The organism is Flavilitoribacter nigricans DSM 23189 = NBRC 102662, assembly GCF_002646595.1.
Lineage (GTDB): Bacteria > Bacteroidota > Bacteroidia > Chitinophagales > Saprospiraceae > Flavilitoribacter > Flavilitoribacter nigricans.
In genome coordinates this window covers 17960-37810 of the sequence record NZ_PDUD01000022.1, presented here as the reverse complement: position 1 = coordinate 37810, position 19851 = coordinate 17960, and the positions used below count along the sequence as shown (strand labels likewise).

Sequence of the window (19851 nt, the reverse complement as noted above, 5' to 3'; positions counted from 1 at the left end):
TTAGTTTTACATCAGATTTTTAGTGAGCGCTACCCATTTCAATCACCACCTTTACCGTTACAATTCCAGTTCCCTATCGTCATTGAAATTGCTATTGCTATTGAAATTGTCATTACGATTTCCCCGCCAATCAAAAACCGCATACACACACGGGATCACCACGAGGGTCAGTAGCGTGGAGGTAACCAGACCTCCGATCACCGCCCAGGCCATCGGGGCCCGCAGTGATGCACTTTCCCCGAACCCGAAGGTTAGCGGCAACAGGGCCAGTACGGTAGTCAGACTGGTCATCAGGATCGGACGGATCCGTTGTTGTCCGGCTTCGGCGATGGCCTCGTCGCGCGGCATGCCTCCCCGTTTCAGCTGATTGATCCGGTCCACGAGGATGATCGCATCATTCACCGCGATCCCCACCAGCATAATGATCCCGATGATGGCCATGATATTCAGTGGGGTACCCAGCCAGTAAAAAGTGGCGATCGTACCCACTACGGCCAGCGGGATAGTGAGTAAGATGGTAAAGGGATGCACCAGGGATTCAAACTGGGAAGCCATTACCATGTAGACCAGAATAATGGACAGAATGAGCGAAAAACTCAGGCTCTGCAGAGATTGAGCCCGGCGCGCTTCGTCGCCCACCACGGAGATACTGTAGTTCGGCGGAAGTTCGATACTGCTGACCTGCTCCCGGATCTGATTGGCAATAAATTCCAGCGGCACGTCATCATCCGTCTGGGCGTATACTTTACCGATCCGGTTTTGGTTGCGCCGGTGAATTTCCCGCGGAGCCGTTGAAGTATTCAAAGTAGCGATCTCGTGCAGGTGATAGACTTTTTCCCCGCCCTTGATCGTGATATTCTCAAAATCATTCAGACCCTGTCGTGGCATGATCAGGCGGATATCGATCATTTCGCCGGACCTTTCCAGTCGCCCGGCTTCCTTGCCCTGCAACTGATCCTGGATCTGCGTCACCACGCTGTTCATATCCAGATTGTACAGGCCCAGTTTGAAGCGGTCGAACAGGATCTCCACTTCCGGAACGCCCTGTTCGATGGAGGTCTGTAAATTCAGCAGGTCCGGTAGCTGTTCCATTTGTTGCCGAACTGCTTCCGTCAGACTTTCCAGGGTTTCCAGATCGTCCCCCTTAATCTCTACCACCAGCGGGGCTTCTTCCGTGCGTAAAATACTGTTGAGAGAAGAGGCCTCCGGGGTGTAGGCGATCTTCACGCCGGGTATGCCGGTGGTAATTTCGTCCAGCGCGGCAATGACCTTTTGGGTACCCAGGCGGGTACTGTCGATCAGGGCCACGTCCACCTGGGCGGTGTGCTCGCCCTGAAAGACAGCCGACTGATCATTTTCCAATTCGGTTTTCGGACCTATGTGACTGTACACGAATTTCAGGTCGTTGGGAAGGGCATCCTGCACCAGTTCTTCGATGTTGCCCACGGTGGAGGCAGTCCGGTCGAGAACGGTACCTTCCGGCAACTGAATATCCATGCGGAATTTTTTGGTCGTTGCGGCGGGCATGAATTCCGTACCGATCGAAGGATACATATAGGCCGCACCGGCTACGAGTAAAACTGCCAGCAGGATCACGAAACCTCTCAGGGGTAATAATCTTTTGAGAAAGCGACCGTAGGCATTGAGTTGCAGGGAACGCGATTTGGCCGGTGCCGGTCGCCGCCGGTAAAAGCGGTGATAAAGCATGGGGATCACGAAGATGGCTACGAACAGAGAAGATATCAGCGAAAAGGCAACGGTCCAGGCCTGGTCTTTGAATAATTCTCCCGCAGCGTCCTGCAGATAGATCACCGGCAAAAAGACGATGATGGTCGTTAGGGTAGAGGCGGTAATGGCACCGCCCACTTCGGAGGTTCCCGTAATGACCGCGGAACGTACATCGGCGCCCGACTCGTGGTTGCGGAAGATATTTTCCAACACTACGATGGCGTTGTCTACCAGCATGCCGGCCCCCAGAGCCAGACCACCCAGGGTCATGATATTGATGGTCAGCCCGTTGAAATACATCAGCGTGAAAGTAGCCACGATGGAGATCGGAATGGCAATACTGATGATCAGAGTAGTGCCGAAGCGTTGCAGGAAGAGGAACAGGATCACCACGGCCAGCAGGATACCGATCAGAGCGGTTTCCTCCACTTCGTCTACCGCATTCTTGATAAAGGTCCCCTGATTGGAAATGACCTCAAACTGATAACCGGGCAGCGCATTTTCGATGACCTCCAGCGCTTCGGTGATCTCCTCCACCGCTTTCACGGTGTTGAACTGATTCTCTATGTAGATCGACAGTCCGATACAGCGGCGTCCGTCGATCCGCACAATGTTGTTGGGTGGTTTCTGGGCAAAGGAAGTGATGGCGATATCCTGTAGATAGACCGGCGCCCGCTGGTCGCCCGCTGCGGCCCGCGACTGAGCCATTTCCGACTGGGCGGCCTCCGTCTGCGCCTGGCCTTCCTTATAGCCGATGATAAGATTATTGAAGTCGGCTTCGGTCTCGAGAATGCCCACGCCCTTAACGGTATACTGCAGGCCCAGTTCTTCCACCGTTCCACCGGATATATTTTGGTTGTAGCTCTGGATCCGCTGGGTGATGTCGTCCATCGTCAGATCGTAGGATTCCATTTTTTGGGGAATGGGCTGGATGACGATCTCCTGTTCCATTTGTCCCGAAAGTGTAACCTGGGCAACGCCCTCCAGGCGTACCAGTTCGTTGCTGATGTAATTCTCGCCGATCTTTCGTAATTCGTTCAGATCGGTAATGCGTTCGTGGCTCACACCGATGAGCATGATCGGGGCGCTGTTCGGGTCGTACTGGCTTACACTGATGCTCTCGATATCTACCTGCTGACTGTAATCGTTGAGCGCTTTTTGCAGATCGAGAAAAGCCTCGTCCATATCTTTCTCCCAGGAATATTCCACCGTGATCTGGGCCGATCCGATCCGGGTGATGGAAGCAACCTGGGTGACGCCCTGCTGCCGCATACTCAGGGCTTCCACCTGCTCTACGAACTGCTGCTCAATTTCCTCCGGCGCTTTTTCTCCGGCCTGTATCTCAACGAACAGGCGGGGGGAGTTCAGATCCGGAAAAAGATCAACCCCCAGCCGGGAATACGAGATGTAGCCCAAAATGCAGATGCCGAGGATCGTCATCAGGATGGTGACCGGATAATCTACGGCGAATTGTATCAGTTTCTTCATTGCAATACTTTCACTTTGGACCGGTCGCGGAGGGTTTCAAAACCCTTGGTGACCAGGCGTTCATTTTCTTCCAGGCCGCTGATCACCTCGATCATATCGTCGTTTTCCATACCCGTTTCGATGATCCGTTCAAAGGCCGTATTCTCCTGCACCACGAATACCCGTTTCCCCCGCTGATCGGAAATGATCACTTCCTTGGGAATGACGACGATGTCGTTTTTCTGATTGATCTTGATCAGGGTTTTGACGAACATCCCGGGCCGGATCAGCAGATTTGGGTTGTTGAACCGCACTTTGGCCAGGTAGGTCCGGGTATTGATATCGATGGCCGGAGACAGTTCCGTGATGGAACCCGACAGGGTATCATCCGGCAGACTGTAGTTGGTGATCTGCACTTTCTGCCCGGTCTGGATATCCATCATCGTATTTTCGGGCAGGCTCACATCCACGTACATTCTCGAATAATCCATGATGGTGACCAGGGGATCGCCCTGCTGGATCTGGCTGCCGGAAGTATACTGCGGTAATTCCACGATCGTACCGGAGATCGGGATGTTAATCTTCATTTTGGCCAGCCGGATCTCCGCGCTTTCCAGTTCGTTCCGGGCCCGGGTCAGGCTCAGTTCGGAGTTCTTCAGCTCGCGGACGGTCACGCCGCCTTTATCGAACACGGACTTCTGTTTGTCGTATTCCTGCTGGGTGAGTTCCAGATTCATTTTGGCGGCCTCCAGCCCGATACCGTTGACGTACTCCTGGTCTTGAATTTCCACAAAGGGCTGGCCGGCTTTTACCCGGTCACCCAGCTTGAAGGGGCGCTTGTAGGACGGGTGATTCTTCAGGATGTAAGTTCCGCCGATCTGGGCGTTGAGTTTGATCACTTTTTCCGCGGTCGCGTTGCCGGTCGTAATGGTAAAGCGGGACAGCGATCCGGTGGTGATCTGTTCTACAGATACCGGAGCGGCGATATCGATATTCGGACTTTCCTCCTCACCGGAGTTACAGGCGCAGATCGCGATCGTGGCGCAAAGCGTGATATAGCGTAGTTGTGTTTTCACGAGTCTCATTTTTAATTACCGATTATTGGGAAGGGCAACCGAAACGGGCTCTTGTTTCTCCCAGTCGTATAAGGTGAGGATCTTCAGATCCAATAGCTGTGTTTTGTAATTGATCAGCGCGCGGGCGTAGGCCACTTTCTGGGTGGACAACTGATTCTGGAAACGTTCGAGATCGATTCCGCTCAGGTCGCCGTTGATGTAGCGTTCGAGGTTGATATCGTAGGTCCGTTCGGCATTTTCGACACTTTTCTGAGCGATGTCGATCCGGGGCATCTGTGTCTGAATGCTGCGGTAAGCCTGGCGGATCTCCATTCTGATCTGTTTCTGGTCTTCGCTGAGTTCCAGTTGCTGGGTGCGAATGGATACTTCCTGGGCCTGCACCCTGGCCTGCCGTTCCCCCCAGTCGAAGATGGGAATGTTCAACGAAAGCCCCACGCTGGGGTTATTGGTCGGATTATCGTATACCCGGCTGAAGCTTTCGTTATCCCCGAAGATCCCGAGCGTGAGCTGCACATCGGCCCGGAATTCATTCTGAGCCTTAGTGCGTACGAGATCAAACTGGGACTGTTCAAGGCTGATCTGCCGTTGCCGCAGTTCCATCCGGGAATCGAGGGCGTAGGCGATGGCCTGATCCAGATCCACGATGACCTCCCTGACGTCGAGATCGGTCGACAACTGAATATCTTCATCGAGGTTCATGCCGATCTCGCGTTTGAAAGCCTCTTCAGCATTGGCCAGGGACAATTCACTGTCCTGGAGGGCGAGCTGGGCATTGGCCAGGTTCAATTCGGCCTGGAACAATTCCTCTTCCGCCAGCAAACCGGCTTCTACCTTATTCCGGACGATCTCGAAGTTATTCGTCGTATTAGCGAGTTCTTCGCGGGCAATATCGAGGTTCAGTTGTTCGAGATAGACGTTGAAGAACTGCGATGTGATCGTTTTTTCGAGGTTCAGTCGCTGAATAGCGTAGTTCAGGCTGGCATTTTCGTAATTCAACTCCAGTTCTTCCAACTGCATCTTCCGCCGGTTAAAGGTGAAGATGGGCTGGTTGATGGAGAGGTAGAGGTTGTTGTAGAACGCCTGGTTGGAGTTTTCCCCGAACCCGGCGATCTCCGTACGGTTGTTGCGCCAGCTCAGAGAATTGATCAGGGCGATGGTACCGTCCGTTTTCAGAATGGGCTGTTCTACCCGCAGGGTTCCGGAGGAATAGAGCTCGCGGTTGGTAAACCACTGGGAGAACTGATTGTCAAACTGCCGGTTGTTGCTGAAATTGAAGGGGTTGAGCGTCAGGGAAAAGCGGGATTTGAGCGAAGCCCGTTCCGCAACCAGACTGTACTGATACTGTTCGATATTCAGCAGGGAGCGTTGAATGGAGGGGCTGTTCTTTTCCGCGATCTCCATGGCGGATTCCAGGCTGATGAGTATCTGCCCGGTGAGGGGCAGCGACAGCCCGGTCAGGCCGATGGCCGCCAGCATCAGGCATTTAGCACGTTTGTTGAAAATTCCGTAGAAGTCCTGCATAGTTAATTTTTTAGTACTTCGTCAAGCTGTTTAATCCCTTTTTACCAACTTCACCGCATCGGCAAAAATGGCCTGCAATCTGGATTCGTTACTCAGAGTGATCGTGATGGTATCCGCGGGGAAATTGTAATCTCCGAGGGAAACCCAGCCCTCCCGGCTTTCCCGGGTCAGTTCGATTGAGGGCCGGTCCACGCCGTTCTCGTGGGGGATGATGAACTGATAATTCCCCCGCATGTCGCGGTTCCAATTGAATGAATCGTCTTTGTACACGTGGTAGAAAACATCGTAGCGACCGGCTTCCGGTACGGGTACTTTCCATTTGGCTTCCTTGGTGCCGTCCCCGGCTTTGATGTAGAAAGCCGAGCGGATGAAGTCGCCGAAAAAGTGATCATCCGTGGTGGCCGTCCAGTTCAGCGGTGGCCGCCAGACCCGGGTGCCCTGGTATTTGAAACCGTCCGCACCGGCGGGCCGCAGCCACTTGCGCAGCCGGCTGACCTCTTCGTAATGGGTGAATTCGAAATCCGGATCTTCGTTGTCCACCACGATCTCTCCTTCGTTTTTCAGACTGATCGGCTGATCGGCCAGTTCCTGGCCTTCGGTGGCATTGGTGATGGTAGTTTCGTCGATCTTCTCAAAATTGTATTCGATCTTATTGGGCAGGTTGCCGGAGGCCAGGGTATTGAAGCGGATGCCGGCCGGTTTGCTCACCGACAGGTAGGCCACTTCCTTGGTTTGTCCGGGAGCCAGGTAGAGTAGTTTATCCTCCTGGTCGCCGGGAAAGAGCGTAGATTTGATCACTCCCGCCGCACCGCCGAGATTGGAGGCTCTGAACCAGACGCGGGTCATCTCCCGGTTGCCGGACTGTACCTGCTCGGCAATCGGCGTTCCGATCAGGAAACGGGGCATGGTGGTCTGATTGAACCAGTTTTCCATATACTGCGTGAGGTCCACGCCGAACTCCTCCTGGATGCGGGACCGGAAGGTCTCAAACGAAAGATTCTTAAAACGGTATTCTTCCAGCAGCCGGGTAATGAATTCCCGAAAGCGCCCCGATTCCGCCTGGGCCTGGATCATGGAAAAGAGCACTTCCCCTTTCAGTTCGATCACATTATCGATCAGTTCGGTATTTTCCTTTAGGGTCAGTACTTCGGCAAAGGATTTTTCCTGTAAGACCATATTGGCCAGTTCCTCCTGGGTGCTGCCACTGTTCCGTCGTACCCAGTCGGCCGGTCCGTCGTTCTCCACGCGCAGATAGGATTCGAAGATCCGGTTCATCACGGGCCATTCCCGCGCGTCGAGATTGTTGCACAACTCGTAGAATTGTACAAACTGATAATAGGGATTAATGGATTCCTCAACTACGGTATTACCGCCCTGGTTATCCGTCCGGATATTCTTAAAGCGGAAAAATTCCTGCAGGAAACCGCGCAATACCCGCATCTGGAGTTCCTCCGGGGCCAGATTGCGGTTCTGGTTCCAGCGGCTCTGGCGTTTCACGGATCCCGTAAAATCCAAATTCCGGGAATACAGTCCTTTTTCCGGGATGTAGACCATACCGGCCTGATTGGTCTGGTGCAGAGAGGTCCAGGTGCGATCAAAAGATTTGAACTGTCCAGGTACTTCGATCATACGGAATTCCCGGAAGGGGTATTTGAGGCCGGAACGGCGTTCAAAGTCTCCGAGGCGTTCCCGGATGATATCCGGCAGCGTATCTCGGATATCGGGGAAAGCATCCTTGAAATAATCGTGTCCGGCTACGTAATAAGCCGAGAAGGTCAGACTGTCCGCCTCGAAGCTGCTCTTTTGATAGTTCCCAACGGATAGGGATAGTTGGGATAGGGCGTGCTCCGGGGCGAAGAGGTAAGTGTCATCGGCCGTTTCCCGGCCGTCTACCTGGGAAACGGGATACATACCCGGCAGGGTCTTCACCGTCAGCTGGTAATCAATAAAATCTTTGCGATACCAGAACGGAGACGTATCGCTGTAACCGACGCCCGCCTGCGGGTACCACTGGGCTTCCGGGGTCAGCAGAAGGAATTCCGGCTGGACGTACGCGTATCGCTGGCCGATTTCGAACAAAAAGCGGTAGGTATCCAGGTTCTTTTGCTCGGGCGAAATATCCAGATAGCAGGCGGTCTCGTCAATGGTGCCGCTATAATTGATCGTTAGTTCCAAAGGCGTACCGGCGGCTACCGGACGGTCCCAACTGATGAACAGCAATTGAAGCTCCCGTTTGAAATCCAGCGACTGGCCACCGGCCGTTACCGACTGGACTTGTAATCCCGGGTTTAGGTTGAATACGAATTCGCGGGCATCTTCGAGTGCCGCTCCCTTGATCCGGGAAGTAGCCGTAAAGTAGTAATCGCCCTGTTCCAGTTCGATCTGGTGTTCCGAAATGTCGATCTGCGGGTGTTCCAGATATTCATTGTTCAGCGCGATCATCTGTTGGGGTAGTTCCAGTCGCTGGTGGTATCTTTCCAGGTGTTGGTAACCCAGAAAGATCGCCGTTCCGGTAAAGGACAGCCCGAGGGCGAGGGAGGCGGCATTCATCCAGCGGGATTGCGGCAGCCGTTGCAGGATCAGAATGGAGAAAAACATAAATCCGAGCCCGAAAAAAGTATACATACTACGCAGCCTGAGAATACCCTCCCAATCCCCGAATCCGGTAATGCTGGAGTGGAAAAGCGACTGGTAGTAAGCCATATAGTCGAACAGGAAATCGTGACTACCCCGGATATAGAGCAGAGTAGAAAGGATGTACCCCACCAGGATCACAAAAGTCAATGCCTGATTCCGGATGATGCCCATCAGCAGGCTGGACAGACCAATAACAAAGACCAGGGTGGGAAGGGAGATCAGCAGCGGGTAGTACAGATAGGCCCGCCAGTCGACGGAGGTGTTGAGGGCCAGCAGGTTAAAGATCAGCGCCATAACCAGGGCCGCCACATTGATCAGCAGGAAAATGGACAGGATACTCCAGGCCTTGCCGAAAAGATAGGTGCCGTTGCTCATGGAACGCACGTAAAACACCTCAGTCGTATCCTGCTTGCGGTCCCGCTTGATGAATTCCGACGACAGGAAAACGGCGATGATCGATTGCGCCAGGTTGAGCAGGAAGATCGCGGCGTAGGGGATATTGGACGGGACCGCCCGGTACACCCATTCCATATCTCCAACCTCGGAAATTTCTCCCATGTTGAATACGAAAACCACGAACAGCGAGAGCACTGAAAAGATGCGGAAGAACCAGCTACGCATAAGGATCTTTCGCTCGTATTTCGCTATGGTCCGAAAGGTGAAGAGCATAGATTGTTAGTTACAAGGGCGATCTTAATCTTGTCCGGTCGATTGTATTCGGAAGCAGCGGCCATTTTTTGTTTCCAGGATGATCTGACGGTACAAAAAATAGCAGTTTAGCCCCGGGAGCACATTCCGGTCAGGCGTTTAATTGTAAAAATCAAGTTGCGATACTTGCATTGTAGAGAGTAGATGGTAGAGCGTAGAGAGACTGCAAGCGTTAAAATGAGCGATTTTGCTCCATTTTAACGATAGGTAATCCCTCTACCCTCGACTTTATACCCTCTACCTAAGTTGCATCTCAACTTAGATTAAAAATGATACGGCCGGTTGCAGGATCTGATTTTGCGGGTCGGAGCTTTCTACGAAGCCTTCCCCTTGTTCCCGGTCACTGCCGTATACCGTTTCGCTTGCGTTTTCATTGAGGTTGATGGAGCTACTGCTTCAAAGTGTGTTCCACAAAATAGACATAGGCATGTTCCAGGTTGGGGGTGATGGCCTCGGCGTCATAACCCTTTACTTCGTCGCCGACGACCGTTACTTTCCAGCCGTCCTTCATCATGACGGAGGCGACCACCTGGTATTTCTGATTTACTTCCACGTATTCTTTTTCCGAAACATAGATGGACCACACGTGTCCCTGTGCCTGGCGCAACAGCTCTTCGGGGGCTCCGGTAAATGCCACCTGTCCCCGGTTCAAGAGGGCCATGTGTTCGCAGGTGCCGGAAATGTCCGCTACGATATGGGTGGAAAGAATGATAATGACATCCTGGGAACTGATCCTGGCCAGCAGATTGCGGAAGCGGATCCGTTCTTCGGGGTCCAGACCGGTGGTCGGTTCGTCGACGATCACGATCTTCGGATCGTTGATCAGGGCCTGGGCGATACCCAGCCGCCGCTTCATACCTCCGGAAAGTTTACCCGCTTTGCGGCTGCGTACATCGAAGAGGCCGACTTCTTCGAGCATATGATCGACCGCCCGGCTGCGCTCCCGACGGCTCTTCATACCGGCCAGACGGGCCGCGTAATCCAGAAATTCGTAGGTCTTCAGATTAGAGAAAAAACTGAAATCCTGCGGCAGATAGCCCAGCATGGCGCGAACGTACCCCCGGTTGCTGGCGGCATTTTTTCCATTGACCAGGATCTGACCACTGCTGGGTTTCATCAGCGTGACCAGGATGCGCATCAGGCTGGATTTGCCCGCACCGTTCGGTCCCAGCAGGCCGAACATGCCTTCCCGGATCTCCAGATTGACATCCTTCAGGGCCTGATTTCCGCCGGAATAGATCTTATTGAGTTCCTGTATGGAAATATTCATTGCACGCTGGTAGTGAGTCGGTTATTTTTTCGATGCGGAAACATAGGACGCTTTCCAGATTTGTCAATTCTATTTTCGATCAAGGCAGACGGAGGTTCGACGAATAGGAGCCTGATCGCGGGCACATCCGCTCCGGTACCGCCGGGTAGCGCCCCTGGGTGAAGGTCATCAGATGCAGCGCAGCGGTCCAAAGCGGTACTCTTTTCACCTTTAACGATTGCTTAACCAATTAGAACCGGGAATATGCGTTTACTTTGTGGACTAAAACATAAACTGATGATTAAACGCTTGACAATGGTATTGCTGGCCGTATCGCTTACGGCTGCCGGGCTCCAGGCCCAGGGATTGAAAGGATTGCTCAATAAGGCCAAAGAAGCCGTCACCGGAGAAGGTGCGGACGGAGAGGTCGGAATGGGACTGAAAGAAGCGCTCAATGCCGGCGTGGGAGAAGCGGTCACTTTCCTTTCTACGGAAGACGGTTATTATAAAAGTGCCTATAAGATCCTGTTGCCGGAAGAAGTTCAGCAGGTGACCAGCAAGCTGAAAAGTGTACCTGGTTTCGGTAATGTAGAGGAAGATCTGTTGGAAAAAATGAACCGCGCCGCGGAGATCGCCGCCGAAAAGGCCAAACCGATCTTTGTTAACGCGATCAAGCAGATGACGATCAAAGACGCGATGAATCTGCTGATGGGCGAGCAGGATGCGGCCACCCGCTACCTGGAACGCACCACTTACCAGCCGCTTTACGATGAATTCCGCCCCGTGGTGATCAGCGCCCTGGACGAGGTGAACGCCCGCGAATACTGGAAGACCGCCGTGACGGCCTACAATAAGATCCCCTTTGTAAAGAAAACCAATCCGGAACTGGACGACCACGTGACCAATAAGGCACTGGTGGGACTTTTCAGCATGATCGAGAAAAAAGAAGCGGATATCCGGGAGAACCCGGCAGCCCGTACTTCGGAACTGCTGCAGAAAGTATTCTCGAAGCAGGATAAATAAGCGGTACGTCCTGGTACCCCAACGAGACATGAGTCATGCGAATCAGGAATTAAAAGTCCCGTAGGGACGAGATCTAGGTAGCCCGTCCAATAATTTGGGAGATTCAGCGTGCCGTAGGTACGCAATATGGTTTTCCATGGCGTACCTACGGCACGCTAAGCCGGGAAATGGTCATTTTGCTACCTACATTTCGTGCCTAAGGGCACATTGATTCCAAGTTTAACTCCTGATTCGCATGAGTCATCCTGCATTTTTTCAGGACTCAAAAATGACCTCGTAGAGGTTAAACATTCGTAGAAAAATAGTCGAAATGCTGGTTTCGACCTCAGGGAGGTCGCACAACATGGAGCAATGTGGTAAATGTGTGACCTCCCTGAGGTCGGAAAACGCTTATCCAGGCTAAATTCTACGAATATTTGACCTCTCTGGGGTCATACACCGCCTTTTATAAAATCCGGGGTGATTCGTGTTTTGTATTTTTCAGGCATCGGTGATCAGTGCATGCGGTCTCCCCGCAGTTCCAGCTTTTGCATGATCTCCGACTCGTATTCCAGATACTCCTTCCAACGGGCTTTCACTTTTTCTTCATCGCAGTAGGTCTTCGCCAGATCGATGAACAGCCGGTAGTGGCCGGCCTCGGATACCATAAATTTGTGGTAAAACTCCTGCAGGTCCGGATCGTTGATGTAGAGCGAAAGGAGCCGGAAGCGTTCGCAACTCCGGGCTTCGATCAGTGCACAGACGAGCAGTTTTTCCAGCAGCCGGTCTTCCCGGGAGCCGCCTTTCTTCTGAAATTTTAGCAGAGCATTGACGTATTCATCTTTGCGCTGACTGCCCAGTTTGAGATCCCGCTTGTCCAGTTCTTTCAGGACCATGCGAAAATGGCCCCACTCCTCGGTGACGATGGGCGCCAGTTCGTGGACCAACTCGATGCGTTCCGGATATTGCTGAATAAGGGAAATACAGGAGGTGGCCGCCTTTTGCTCGCAGTAGGCATGATCGGTGAGGATCTCTTCCAGATCTTTTTCGGCCAGATTCACCCAGCGCGGATCCGTCGGCAGCTGCAGACCCAGCATGCGGACGGTGTAGAGTTCTTTTTCTTCTTGCGTCATATTGTATGTGTACTCGGGTGTGGGTGTGTTGTAGTATTGATGTGTTGATGTGTTGTGGTTTTAGTAACTATAACACCACAACACATCAACACCACAACACCCCTAATCAATACATCTCAACTGATTGGAAAAAAAGTCCAGTTGAAAAACTTCGTATTCTTCAAAACCACTGCTCCAGAAAACGCGGATGGCATCCACTTCGCTGTTCTTCAGGTAATTCATCTGACTGCGGTCGATCGGGTAGTGGACTCGGTAAGTCAGCAATTCGGTCTCGGTATCGTAGCTGCCCCGGTCCATGACGCCGGAACGCAGATTAACGTAATCACCATTGAGCATCATGATCGTTAAAATACTGCCTTTTTCGATGAATCCGTAGGCCTCGCGGGCATTGGGATAAGCGAAAGTGAACTCCAGCATCAGGTAGCGGTAGCCGCCGTTGGCCGAAAAATAGCCTTCACAGCGGAGATATTCTTTATCCTTGAGGTAGACCCGCAGCCGATCGTCGGTATGTGAGAAGAGGAACTGCTGGTCCAGGTCTTTGCGGTAATTGCCCGATTTGGAGTCCATGCCTTCGAAAGCCACTCCGCAGGGGGCCGTGGGTGGATTCAGGATCAGATCCTGTTGGTTGATGCCAACGTAGTTATCCGTCAGCGGCAGGGCCTGATCGTAGGAGCGGGCCTTGTAGGCATCCCGGCGGGAGGCCTGGCTTTCCATGCGTTTTTTCTGCTCTGCCTTATAGGCATCCACAAATCCTCCTTTCTCGATAAGCATATCAGCCCGGTTGGATTCCCGGTGGGCGTCCTGGGCTTCGATCTGACTTTCCTGTTCGGCACGGGTGGCGGCTTTCAGGCGCATATTCAATTGAGCAATAACTTCCTGGGTAGCCTGGCCGGTGGAAAGCACCTGCTGGAGCTCTTTTTCGACCTGGGCCCGGGCCTCCTGGGCTTTTTCCCAACGGAGCTGAGCGATCTTCGCCGCTTCATCCGCCAGTTGGGAGCGGCGTTCGGCAATTTTGTAGAGATCGTCCTCGGTCACCTTGATGTTGCCGTCCAGTGGCTCAATGGTGCCTTCAAAGATGGGGTAGGTGGCCATATCCGCCGGATTGCGTTCCTTTTTCCCACTGAGGTAATCGGAATAATACTGCCAGGAGCCGTCCGGGTAGACAATGAGGGTCTCTCCGTCATTGTTCTTGCGGATCTGCGGTTCCTGGGCCTGCAGCGGATTTAGCACTGCGATGGATAAGAAGCACAGTAAAGAAAGCGTTATCCAGGTAGGACTTGGGTTAAAATGCGTAATTTTAAGGCCTTTGAGCATAATGATTTGTTTTGGGATCAATGTTGACGCAATTGCAGCAATACGCTGAAAAGGGAAGGATCTGACCGCAAACCGAATTGCTTCCGGCACAATCACCCGCTGGCGCAATGCGTGAAGCAGGCTATCGGAACCGGCAACTTTCCCCCGCAATGTCCTGTTTTTTATAAGGAGTTCCGGCGGAATGATGTTTTTGCGGACCATCCGATCTACCGCTTATTTTACGACAATTGTCATCATTTGATGCAAAATTACGTAGAATTTAAGGAGCGCCAGTTAATTTATAGCGTTTTAAAATGATCCAGACGGTAAACTTTCCAAAACTGTTCCCCCCAACACAACGGCCTTTGCCCCGCCGGTGGGTGAACGCAGTTTGCCTGTTTGGCGTGTTGCTGTCGCTTGTCGGTTGCCGCAATGGGTCTACGCTCGAAGAACAGGGAGATGCCGTGCAAAAGATCCGGATCACCTATCCGGATATCTTCCGGGACACCACCCGGGTGGATGTTTACCACGGAAAAAAGATCGCCGATCCATACCACTGGCTGGAGATCGGAGATTCGCCCTGGGTGCAGGACTGGCTGGAAGCGCAGCGGAATCTGACGGCAAATTACCTGTCTTATCTGCCCCAGCGATCCGCCCTGCAGGAACGCCTGCGAAAGCTCTGGGACCACGAACGCTACGAAGCGCCGGTACAGCGCGGCGCCTATTATTACCACCTCAAAAATGACGGCCTGCAGGACCAGGCGGTGCTTTACCGCAGCCGGGGGCTGTACGGCAAACTCGATACGGTATTTAATCCGAATACCGCCGGTATCGGGCAGTTACACGATTATTCCTTTTCTCCGAACGGTCGCTGGGCCGCCATCCAACACGCTGAAGCCGGATCGGACTGGCAACAGGTAAGCGTGATCGACCTACGGACCGGCGAACTGCGCGAGGACAGGCTGGATCATCTGAAATACTCCAACCTGGCCTGGTACGGCAACGGCTTTTTTTACAGCCGTTATCCCGCACCGAATGCCTGGGAATTGCGCGAACTCAATGAATTTCACCAACTCTACTACCACCGTCTGGGGCGGCAGCAGGAAGAGGATGCGCTGATCTTTGCGGACCGGATCCATCCCCAGCGCAACGTCTACGGCGAGACGACGGCGGATGGCCGCTATCTGGTCATTTCCCTGCACGAAGGGCCGGATGGGAATGCCGTTTACTTCAAGGACGCGGGGCAGGAGGATACCGATTTTACGCCCATTTACAGCGACTTTGCCTATAGCTTCCGCCTGGTGGGCAACCAGGGACGGCAACTGTACTTCCTGACCAACTACGGTGCGCCCAACGGCCGGATCATGCGGGTGGATGTACGTTATCCGCAACCGGAATACTGGGAAGAGATCATCCCCCAGCAGGAGGATGTACTGGCGGACGGCCAGCTTACGGGTGGGCGGTTTATTACGACCTATCTGCACAATGCCGTCAGCGAAATGAAGCTGTTCGATCTGGAAGGCAAATTACTCCGGGAGATCAGCCTGGAGGGAAAAGGAACGATATTGAAGCCCATTGTGAGCCCGGAAAGCTCCGAGGCTTTCTTTACCTATACTTCTTTCACCCAACCGGAATCCATCTACCGGCTGGACCTGCGGGAACTGACCGTTGAGGTGTACCGCACCCCGGAGATCGATTTCAATTCAGAAGCTTATACTACCCGCCAGATCTGGTACGAAAGTTACGATGGCCAGCGCGTGCCCATGTTTATCATTCACCGGAAAGGGATCGACCTGGATGGCTCCAATCCGACCTTGCTGGTGGGTGACGGCAGCCTGCAGCATCTGGTACTGCCGCAGTTCAACCTGAGCGGTATCCACCTCTTCCCGGCTTTTCTGGAAAGGGGCGGCATTTGTGCGGTGGCCAATATCCGCGGCGGTGGCGAATTCGGCAAAAAATGGTACGACTCGGGCAGCGGGGATCAAAAACAAACGGCCTTTGACGATTTCCAGGCGGCTGCGGAATACCTGATCGCCAATAAATATACCACGGCAAAGCAATTGGGCATCTACGGTCGCTCTACCGGCGGACTGCTGGTAGGCGTATCGCTCACCCAGCGCCCGGAACTCTATGCCGCTGCAGTACCCGAAGCGGGCATTCTGGATATGTTGCGCTACCATCGCTTCACTACCGGCTGGACCTGGTCTACCGACTACGGAACGAGTGAACGCCCCGAAGATTTCGAAGAATTGTTACGCTACTCCCCGCTGCACAACATCAAAGCGGATGCCTACCCGGCCACACTTGTGCTGACCCGGGAAAAAGACGACCGGGCGGTGCCGGTGCATTCCTATAAATTCGTCTCCGAATTGCAGGCCAAACAGGAAGGCGATGCTCCCATTCTGATCCGGGTAGACCGCGAGGGTGGTCACGACGGCCTGCTCACCATCAACGATAAGATCGAAGAAGGCGCGGATGTGCTGGCGTTCCTGTGGTATCATCTGGGTACTTGAGCCCACTTGGGTTGAATAGCAAACCGGAGGGAATCGATTTTTCCGGCCATTGTAACCAGATAATACCGGAAACACCTATTTTAGCCCCGTCATAGTGATCAAATTAAAAGTTAGGAGTGTTATTCGAATAGCCAAATCCGCTGGAACGCTCTGCGGTAAGGCTGGGAAAATAACTGGAGAAGATTGTAAAATAGGGCAGGTGCTGGCAGATTTTTGCGTACCTACTTACCTCATTGTCGATTGATCATCGTCGACTGATTACTGCTATATGTTCGACATCGGCTTTTTACCCGTTCGCATTTGGGATATCCTCGATATACTGATCGTGGGATACCTGCTGTTCCAGTTGTACAAACTGCTGCGGGGAAGTATTGCATTCAATATCTTCATCGGGGTATTGCTGCTGTACGTAGTCTGGTGGCTGGTGGAGCAACTCGGCATGGACCTGCTCAAGGCCGTGCTCAATCAATTTGTCAATCTGGGGGTGATCATCCTGGTCATCATCTTTCAGCCGGAGATCCGGCGTTTCCTGCTTTTTCTGGGGAACAATACCCTGCGCCAGCGATCGAATGTGCTGGACCGCATTCTCAACCGCAGTAATCTGGAAGGCTCCGAACAGCGGGACCGCCAGGTACGGGCCATTAAGGCCGCCGTGATGCGGATGGGCCGGCAACACGTCGGTGCCCTCATTGTATTTACCAAAAACGTCAACCTGGAAGGCATCGTAAGTGGCGGCGTACTGATGGATGCCGCCATCACCGAACCTTTAATCGAAAGTATTTTTAATAAGGAAAGCCCCCTGCACGACGGAGCCGTGGTGATGGGTGGCGGTAAGATCATGATGGCCAGTTGTATCCTGCCCGTATCGGAAAATCCGAACTTGCCGAAAAGCGCCGGACTGCGCCACCGGGCCGGGGTAGGGGTGAGTGAGAAAGCGAGTGTGGCGGCCTTCATCGTTTCGGAAGAAACGGGCCGGGTGTCCTTCGCCTACGACGGCCAGTTGGAGCGTTACCTGAGTGAACAGCGTCTGACGGAGTTGCTGGAAGAGCACTATGTTTGAACTCGACTTTAGGATTTTATGATTGGTCCAGTATATAGAATAGGGAAACGGACACTCCGGATTAATATATGGCCAGGGCTACGCCCTTCGATGTAAAAACCGTTACTGATCTACCAATATTTTCGCAGCTACGCCGCTGACATCGACAAGGGCATATCCATGGAATATTTGTAACTGCTAAGGTTGTAACGTTTGAAAGTTATTCGGATTTATTGAAATGACGAGGATGGAAAAAGTAAAATCACTTCGACTTATTCTGGCGGCCTTATTCTTTATGACCCTTCTTGCTGCCTGCCAGCGCGGCGAAAAACACATCTTTTACCTGCACGGCCGGATCATCGAAGATCAGGGCGTAAACGCTGTCAGCGAACAATTCGGCCCCTATCGGTTTCATGATATTATCGATTCTCTACAGGCAACGGGTGCGGTGTTCCACTACGAGCTGAGGACCCCGGAAACGGATTTTAATGAATTTACCGCCAGGGTCTCCGGGCAGATCGACAGCCTCATCGCGGCCGGTATCAACCCCTATAACATTACGGTGATCGGTGCCTCCAAGGGGGCGGTGATGACGATGCGGATCTCCCATCTCAATACCCATCCGGTAAATTACGTATTGCTGGGAGCGAACAATGATTATGTAGAAAGGGAATTCGACTGGACGCTGCACGGGCGCATCCTGGGCATTTACGAAGCATCCGATGAGCTGGCCGGAAAAAATTACCGGTACTGGATCGAAAGATCCGCCGGGACGGCCCATTTTGAAGAATTACTCATTGAAACCGGCCTGGGGCACGGATTTTTGTACCGGCCCATCGACGCCTGGCTCGTACCCGCAAAAAACTGGATGGAAAATCAAAACCATGGAAGCGATCACTAAAACCCTCAAGCTGGACATCAGTCCGGAAACAGCCTTTCAAAAGTTCGTACACGATCTCAACGCCTGGTGGCCGGCCGAATACACCTGGTCACAGGAAAGTCTGGAACGGATCTACATAGATGCCCGGAAAGAGGGGCTCTGTACCGAGATGGGACCGCACGGGTTTCGCTGCGACTGGGGCCGGGTGAAAGCGATCGATCCGGGGAAAAGTATCCGTTTTTCCTGGCAGATCAGCGCCAAACGGGAACCGGTGCCCGATCCGGATAAAGCCAGCGAAGTGCAGGTGGTCTTTGCCCCAACCGAAAACGGCGGTACGCTATTGCAATTTCAGCACGATGGGTTTGAAAAGCACGGCCCCGACGGCGCGCAGTACCGCGACATGATGGACTCTGAGCCGGGGTGGACTTATATTTTGGAATGCTTTAGAAGCTACTGTTCATCCTGAGCCATGTAGTTGTCCCGGATTTGGACTGCGATGCTCACCCCACCGAACTTTTGCCGCCGGAGGCCAGTTATCCAGACAGACTAATGAAGGAAACCCTTCCCCAAGCATGTTTAACCACACCATTACCTGGGTGATCATCGTTCTGCTGATCATCGTGATCACTTACTTTGTCGGTCCGGTGCCGCCGAAGCCCGTTTATTCCACCGAATGGCCGAAAGTCCCGGCCGATTTTTCCGAATTAGAAGCCTACATAGCGGCGCGGGAGGACAGCCTGCCGGTACGCAAGGACAATCAGGCCCGGATCCTGTGGCACGATTCCATTCCCCGGATGACCGAATACAGCTTTGTCTACCTACACGGTTTTTCCGGTAGTTACCGGGACGGTTATCCGGTGAACGTCAATGTGGCGGACACCTTTGGCGCCAATATTTATCTGGCCCGCTGGGCGGATCACGGTCTGCGGCCTTCCCACTCCCTGGAGCACTTTACTCCCGAAACGGCCTGGGAATCCGCCCGGGAAGCGCTGGCCATCGGCAGCCGGATCGGAAAGAAGGTCATCGTAATGAGTACGTCCACCGGTGGGACCCTTGGTTTTCAACTGGCGGCGAAGTTCCCGGATTCCGTTTTTGCGCTCATCAATATGTCTCCGAACCTGAAAGATGATGTTCCTGGAACATTTTTATTAAATTCGCCCTGGGGAATGGAACTGGCTATGCTGGTTTCCCTGGGTGACAGCCGGGAACTGCAACACGAAGAACCGGAAGCCAGCCAGTACTGGGATACGATCTATCCCGCCCGGGCGCTGGTCAATCTACAGGCCCTGGTGAGCACGGTGGTAAAAAAAGAGACTTTCGAGCAGGTAACCTGCCCGGTTCAGACGCTCTACTACCACAAAAATATGTTCGAAGAGGACGAAAGGGTAGAGGTGAACAAAATTCCCCGGGTGCACAAACAACTGGCTACCCCCGCAGCGATGGAAGAAACCGTTGCGCTCGATACGCCGGGTACCCACTTTATCGGTAGCGACATCAAATCTAAAGACTACCGGGCGGCACAGCGGGAGATTATCCGCTTTTGCCGGGAAAAATTACAAATGAAGGTGAAGTAACAATAAGTCGCGATGACTCCGTTGCGGGCCG

Annotated in this window: 13 protein-coding genes; 6 read left to right on the top strand and 7 right to left on the bottom strand. The window is 53.1% G+C overall.

Translation table 11 applies throughout. From position 1 onward, the window contains the following. Window positions 1-57: 57 nt before the first annotated feature. The 5 genes from CRP01_RS16800 to CRP01_RS16780 form a co-directional block, all read right to left on the bottom strand. Window positions 58-3216: an efflux RND transporter permease subunit gene (locus tag CRP01_RS16800; RefSeq protein ID WP_099151238.1), complete on the bottom strand. Its 3159-nt coding sequence runs from the start codon at window positions 3214-3216 to the stop codon at window positions 58-60. Next, a complete protein-coding gene (locus CRP01_RS16795; RefSeq protein WP_170110407.1) occupies window positions 3213-4271 on the bottom strand; it encodes an efflux RND transporter periplasmic adaptor subunit in 1059 nt (352 codons plus the stop codon). The genes CRP01_RS16800 and CRP01_RS16795 overlap by 4 nt, the downstream gene beginning before the upstream one ends. A 15-nt stretch (window positions 4272-4286) precedes the next feature. Next, the gene (locus tag CRP01_RS16790; protein ID WP_099151236.1) at window positions 4287-5792 is read right to left on the bottom strand and encodes a TolC family protein; all 1506 of its coding nucleotides are present in this window, start codon (window positions 5790-5792) and stop codon (window positions 4287-4289) included. Between the two features lie 30 nt (window positions 5793-5822). Beyond that, window positions 5823-9098, bottom strand: a complete 3276-nt coding sequence (locus CRP01_RS16785; protein ID WP_099151235.1) for a golvesin C-terminal-like domain-containing protein — start codon at window positions 9096-9098, stop codon at window positions 5823-5825. Window positions 9099-9525: 427 nt separating this feature from the next. Then, window positions 9526-10407 carry an ABC transporter ATP-binding protein gene (locus CRP01_RS16780; protein WP_099151234.1) on the bottom strand — a complete coding sequence of 294 codons (882 nt, stop codon included), beginning with the start codon at window positions 10405-10407 and terminating at the stop codon, window positions 9526-9528. 276 nt (window positions 10408-10683) lie between these two features. Here CRP01_RS16780 and CRP01_RS16775 point away from each other — a divergent pair, with 276 nt between their 5' ends. Further along, the gene (locus CRP01_RS16775) at window positions 10684-11409 is read left to right on the top strand and encodes a DUF4197 domain-containing protein (protein ID WP_099151233.1); all 726 of its coding nucleotides are present in this window, start codon (window positions 10684-10686) and stop codon (window positions 11407-11409) included. Between the two features lie 494 nt (window positions 11410-11903). On the opposite strand, the gene miaE is transcribed toward CRP01_RS16775, so the two are convergent. Continuing rightward, entirely contained in the window at window positions 11904-12521 is a 618-nt protein-coding gene (gene miaE / locus CRP01_RS16770) for a tRNA-(ms[2]io[6]A)-hydroxylase (protein ID WP_099151232.1), read from the bottom strand. A gap of 102 nt (window positions 12522-12623) precedes the next feature. Continuing rightward, entirely contained in the window at window positions 12624-13835 is a 1212-nt protein-coding gene (locus CRP01_RS16765; RefSeq protein WP_099151231.1) for a hypothetical protein, read from the bottom strand. 344 nt (window positions 13836-14179) lie between these two features. On the opposite strand from CRP01_RS16765, the gene CRP01_RS16760 reads away from it, so the two are divergent. The 5 genes from CRP01_RS16760 (at window position 14180) to CRP01_RS16745 (ending at window position 19820) form a co-directional block, all read left to right on the top strand. Then, window positions 14180-16327: a prolyl oligopeptidase family serine peptidase gene (locus CRP01_RS16760; RefSeq protein ID WP_170110406.1), complete on the top strand. Its 2148-nt coding sequence runs from the start codon at window positions 14180-14182 to the stop codon at window positions 16325-16327. 268 nt (window positions 16328-16595) lie between these two features. Beyond that, window positions 16596-17387: a diadenylate cyclase CdaA gene (gene cdaA, locus CRP01_RS16755; protein ID WP_099151229.1), complete on the top strand. Its 792-nt coding sequence runs from the start codon at window positions 16596-16598 to the stop codon at window positions 17385-17387. Window positions 17388-17613: 226 nt separating this feature from the next. Then, window positions 17614-18267: an alpha/beta hydrolase gene (locus CRP01_RS42320; RefSeq protein ID WP_170110405.1), complete on the top strand. Its 654-nt coding sequence runs from the start codon at window positions 17614-17616 to the stop codon at window positions 18265-18267. Further along, window positions 18251-18712, top strand: a complete 462-nt coding sequence (locus tag CRP01_RS16750) for an SRPBCC family protein (protein ID WP_170110404.1) — start codon at window positions 18251-18253, stop codon at window positions 18710-18712. The genes CRP01_RS42320 and CRP01_RS16750 overlap by 17 nt, the downstream gene beginning before the upstream one ends. 106 nt (window positions 18713-18818) lie before the next feature. Continuing rightward, complete coding sequence (locus CRP01_RS16745; protein ID WP_099151227.1) at window positions 18819-19820, top strand: alpha/beta hydrolase; 1002 nt, start codon at window positions 18819-18821, stop codon at window positions 19818-19820. The last annotated feature ends 31 nt before the right edge of the window (window positions 19821-19851 follow it).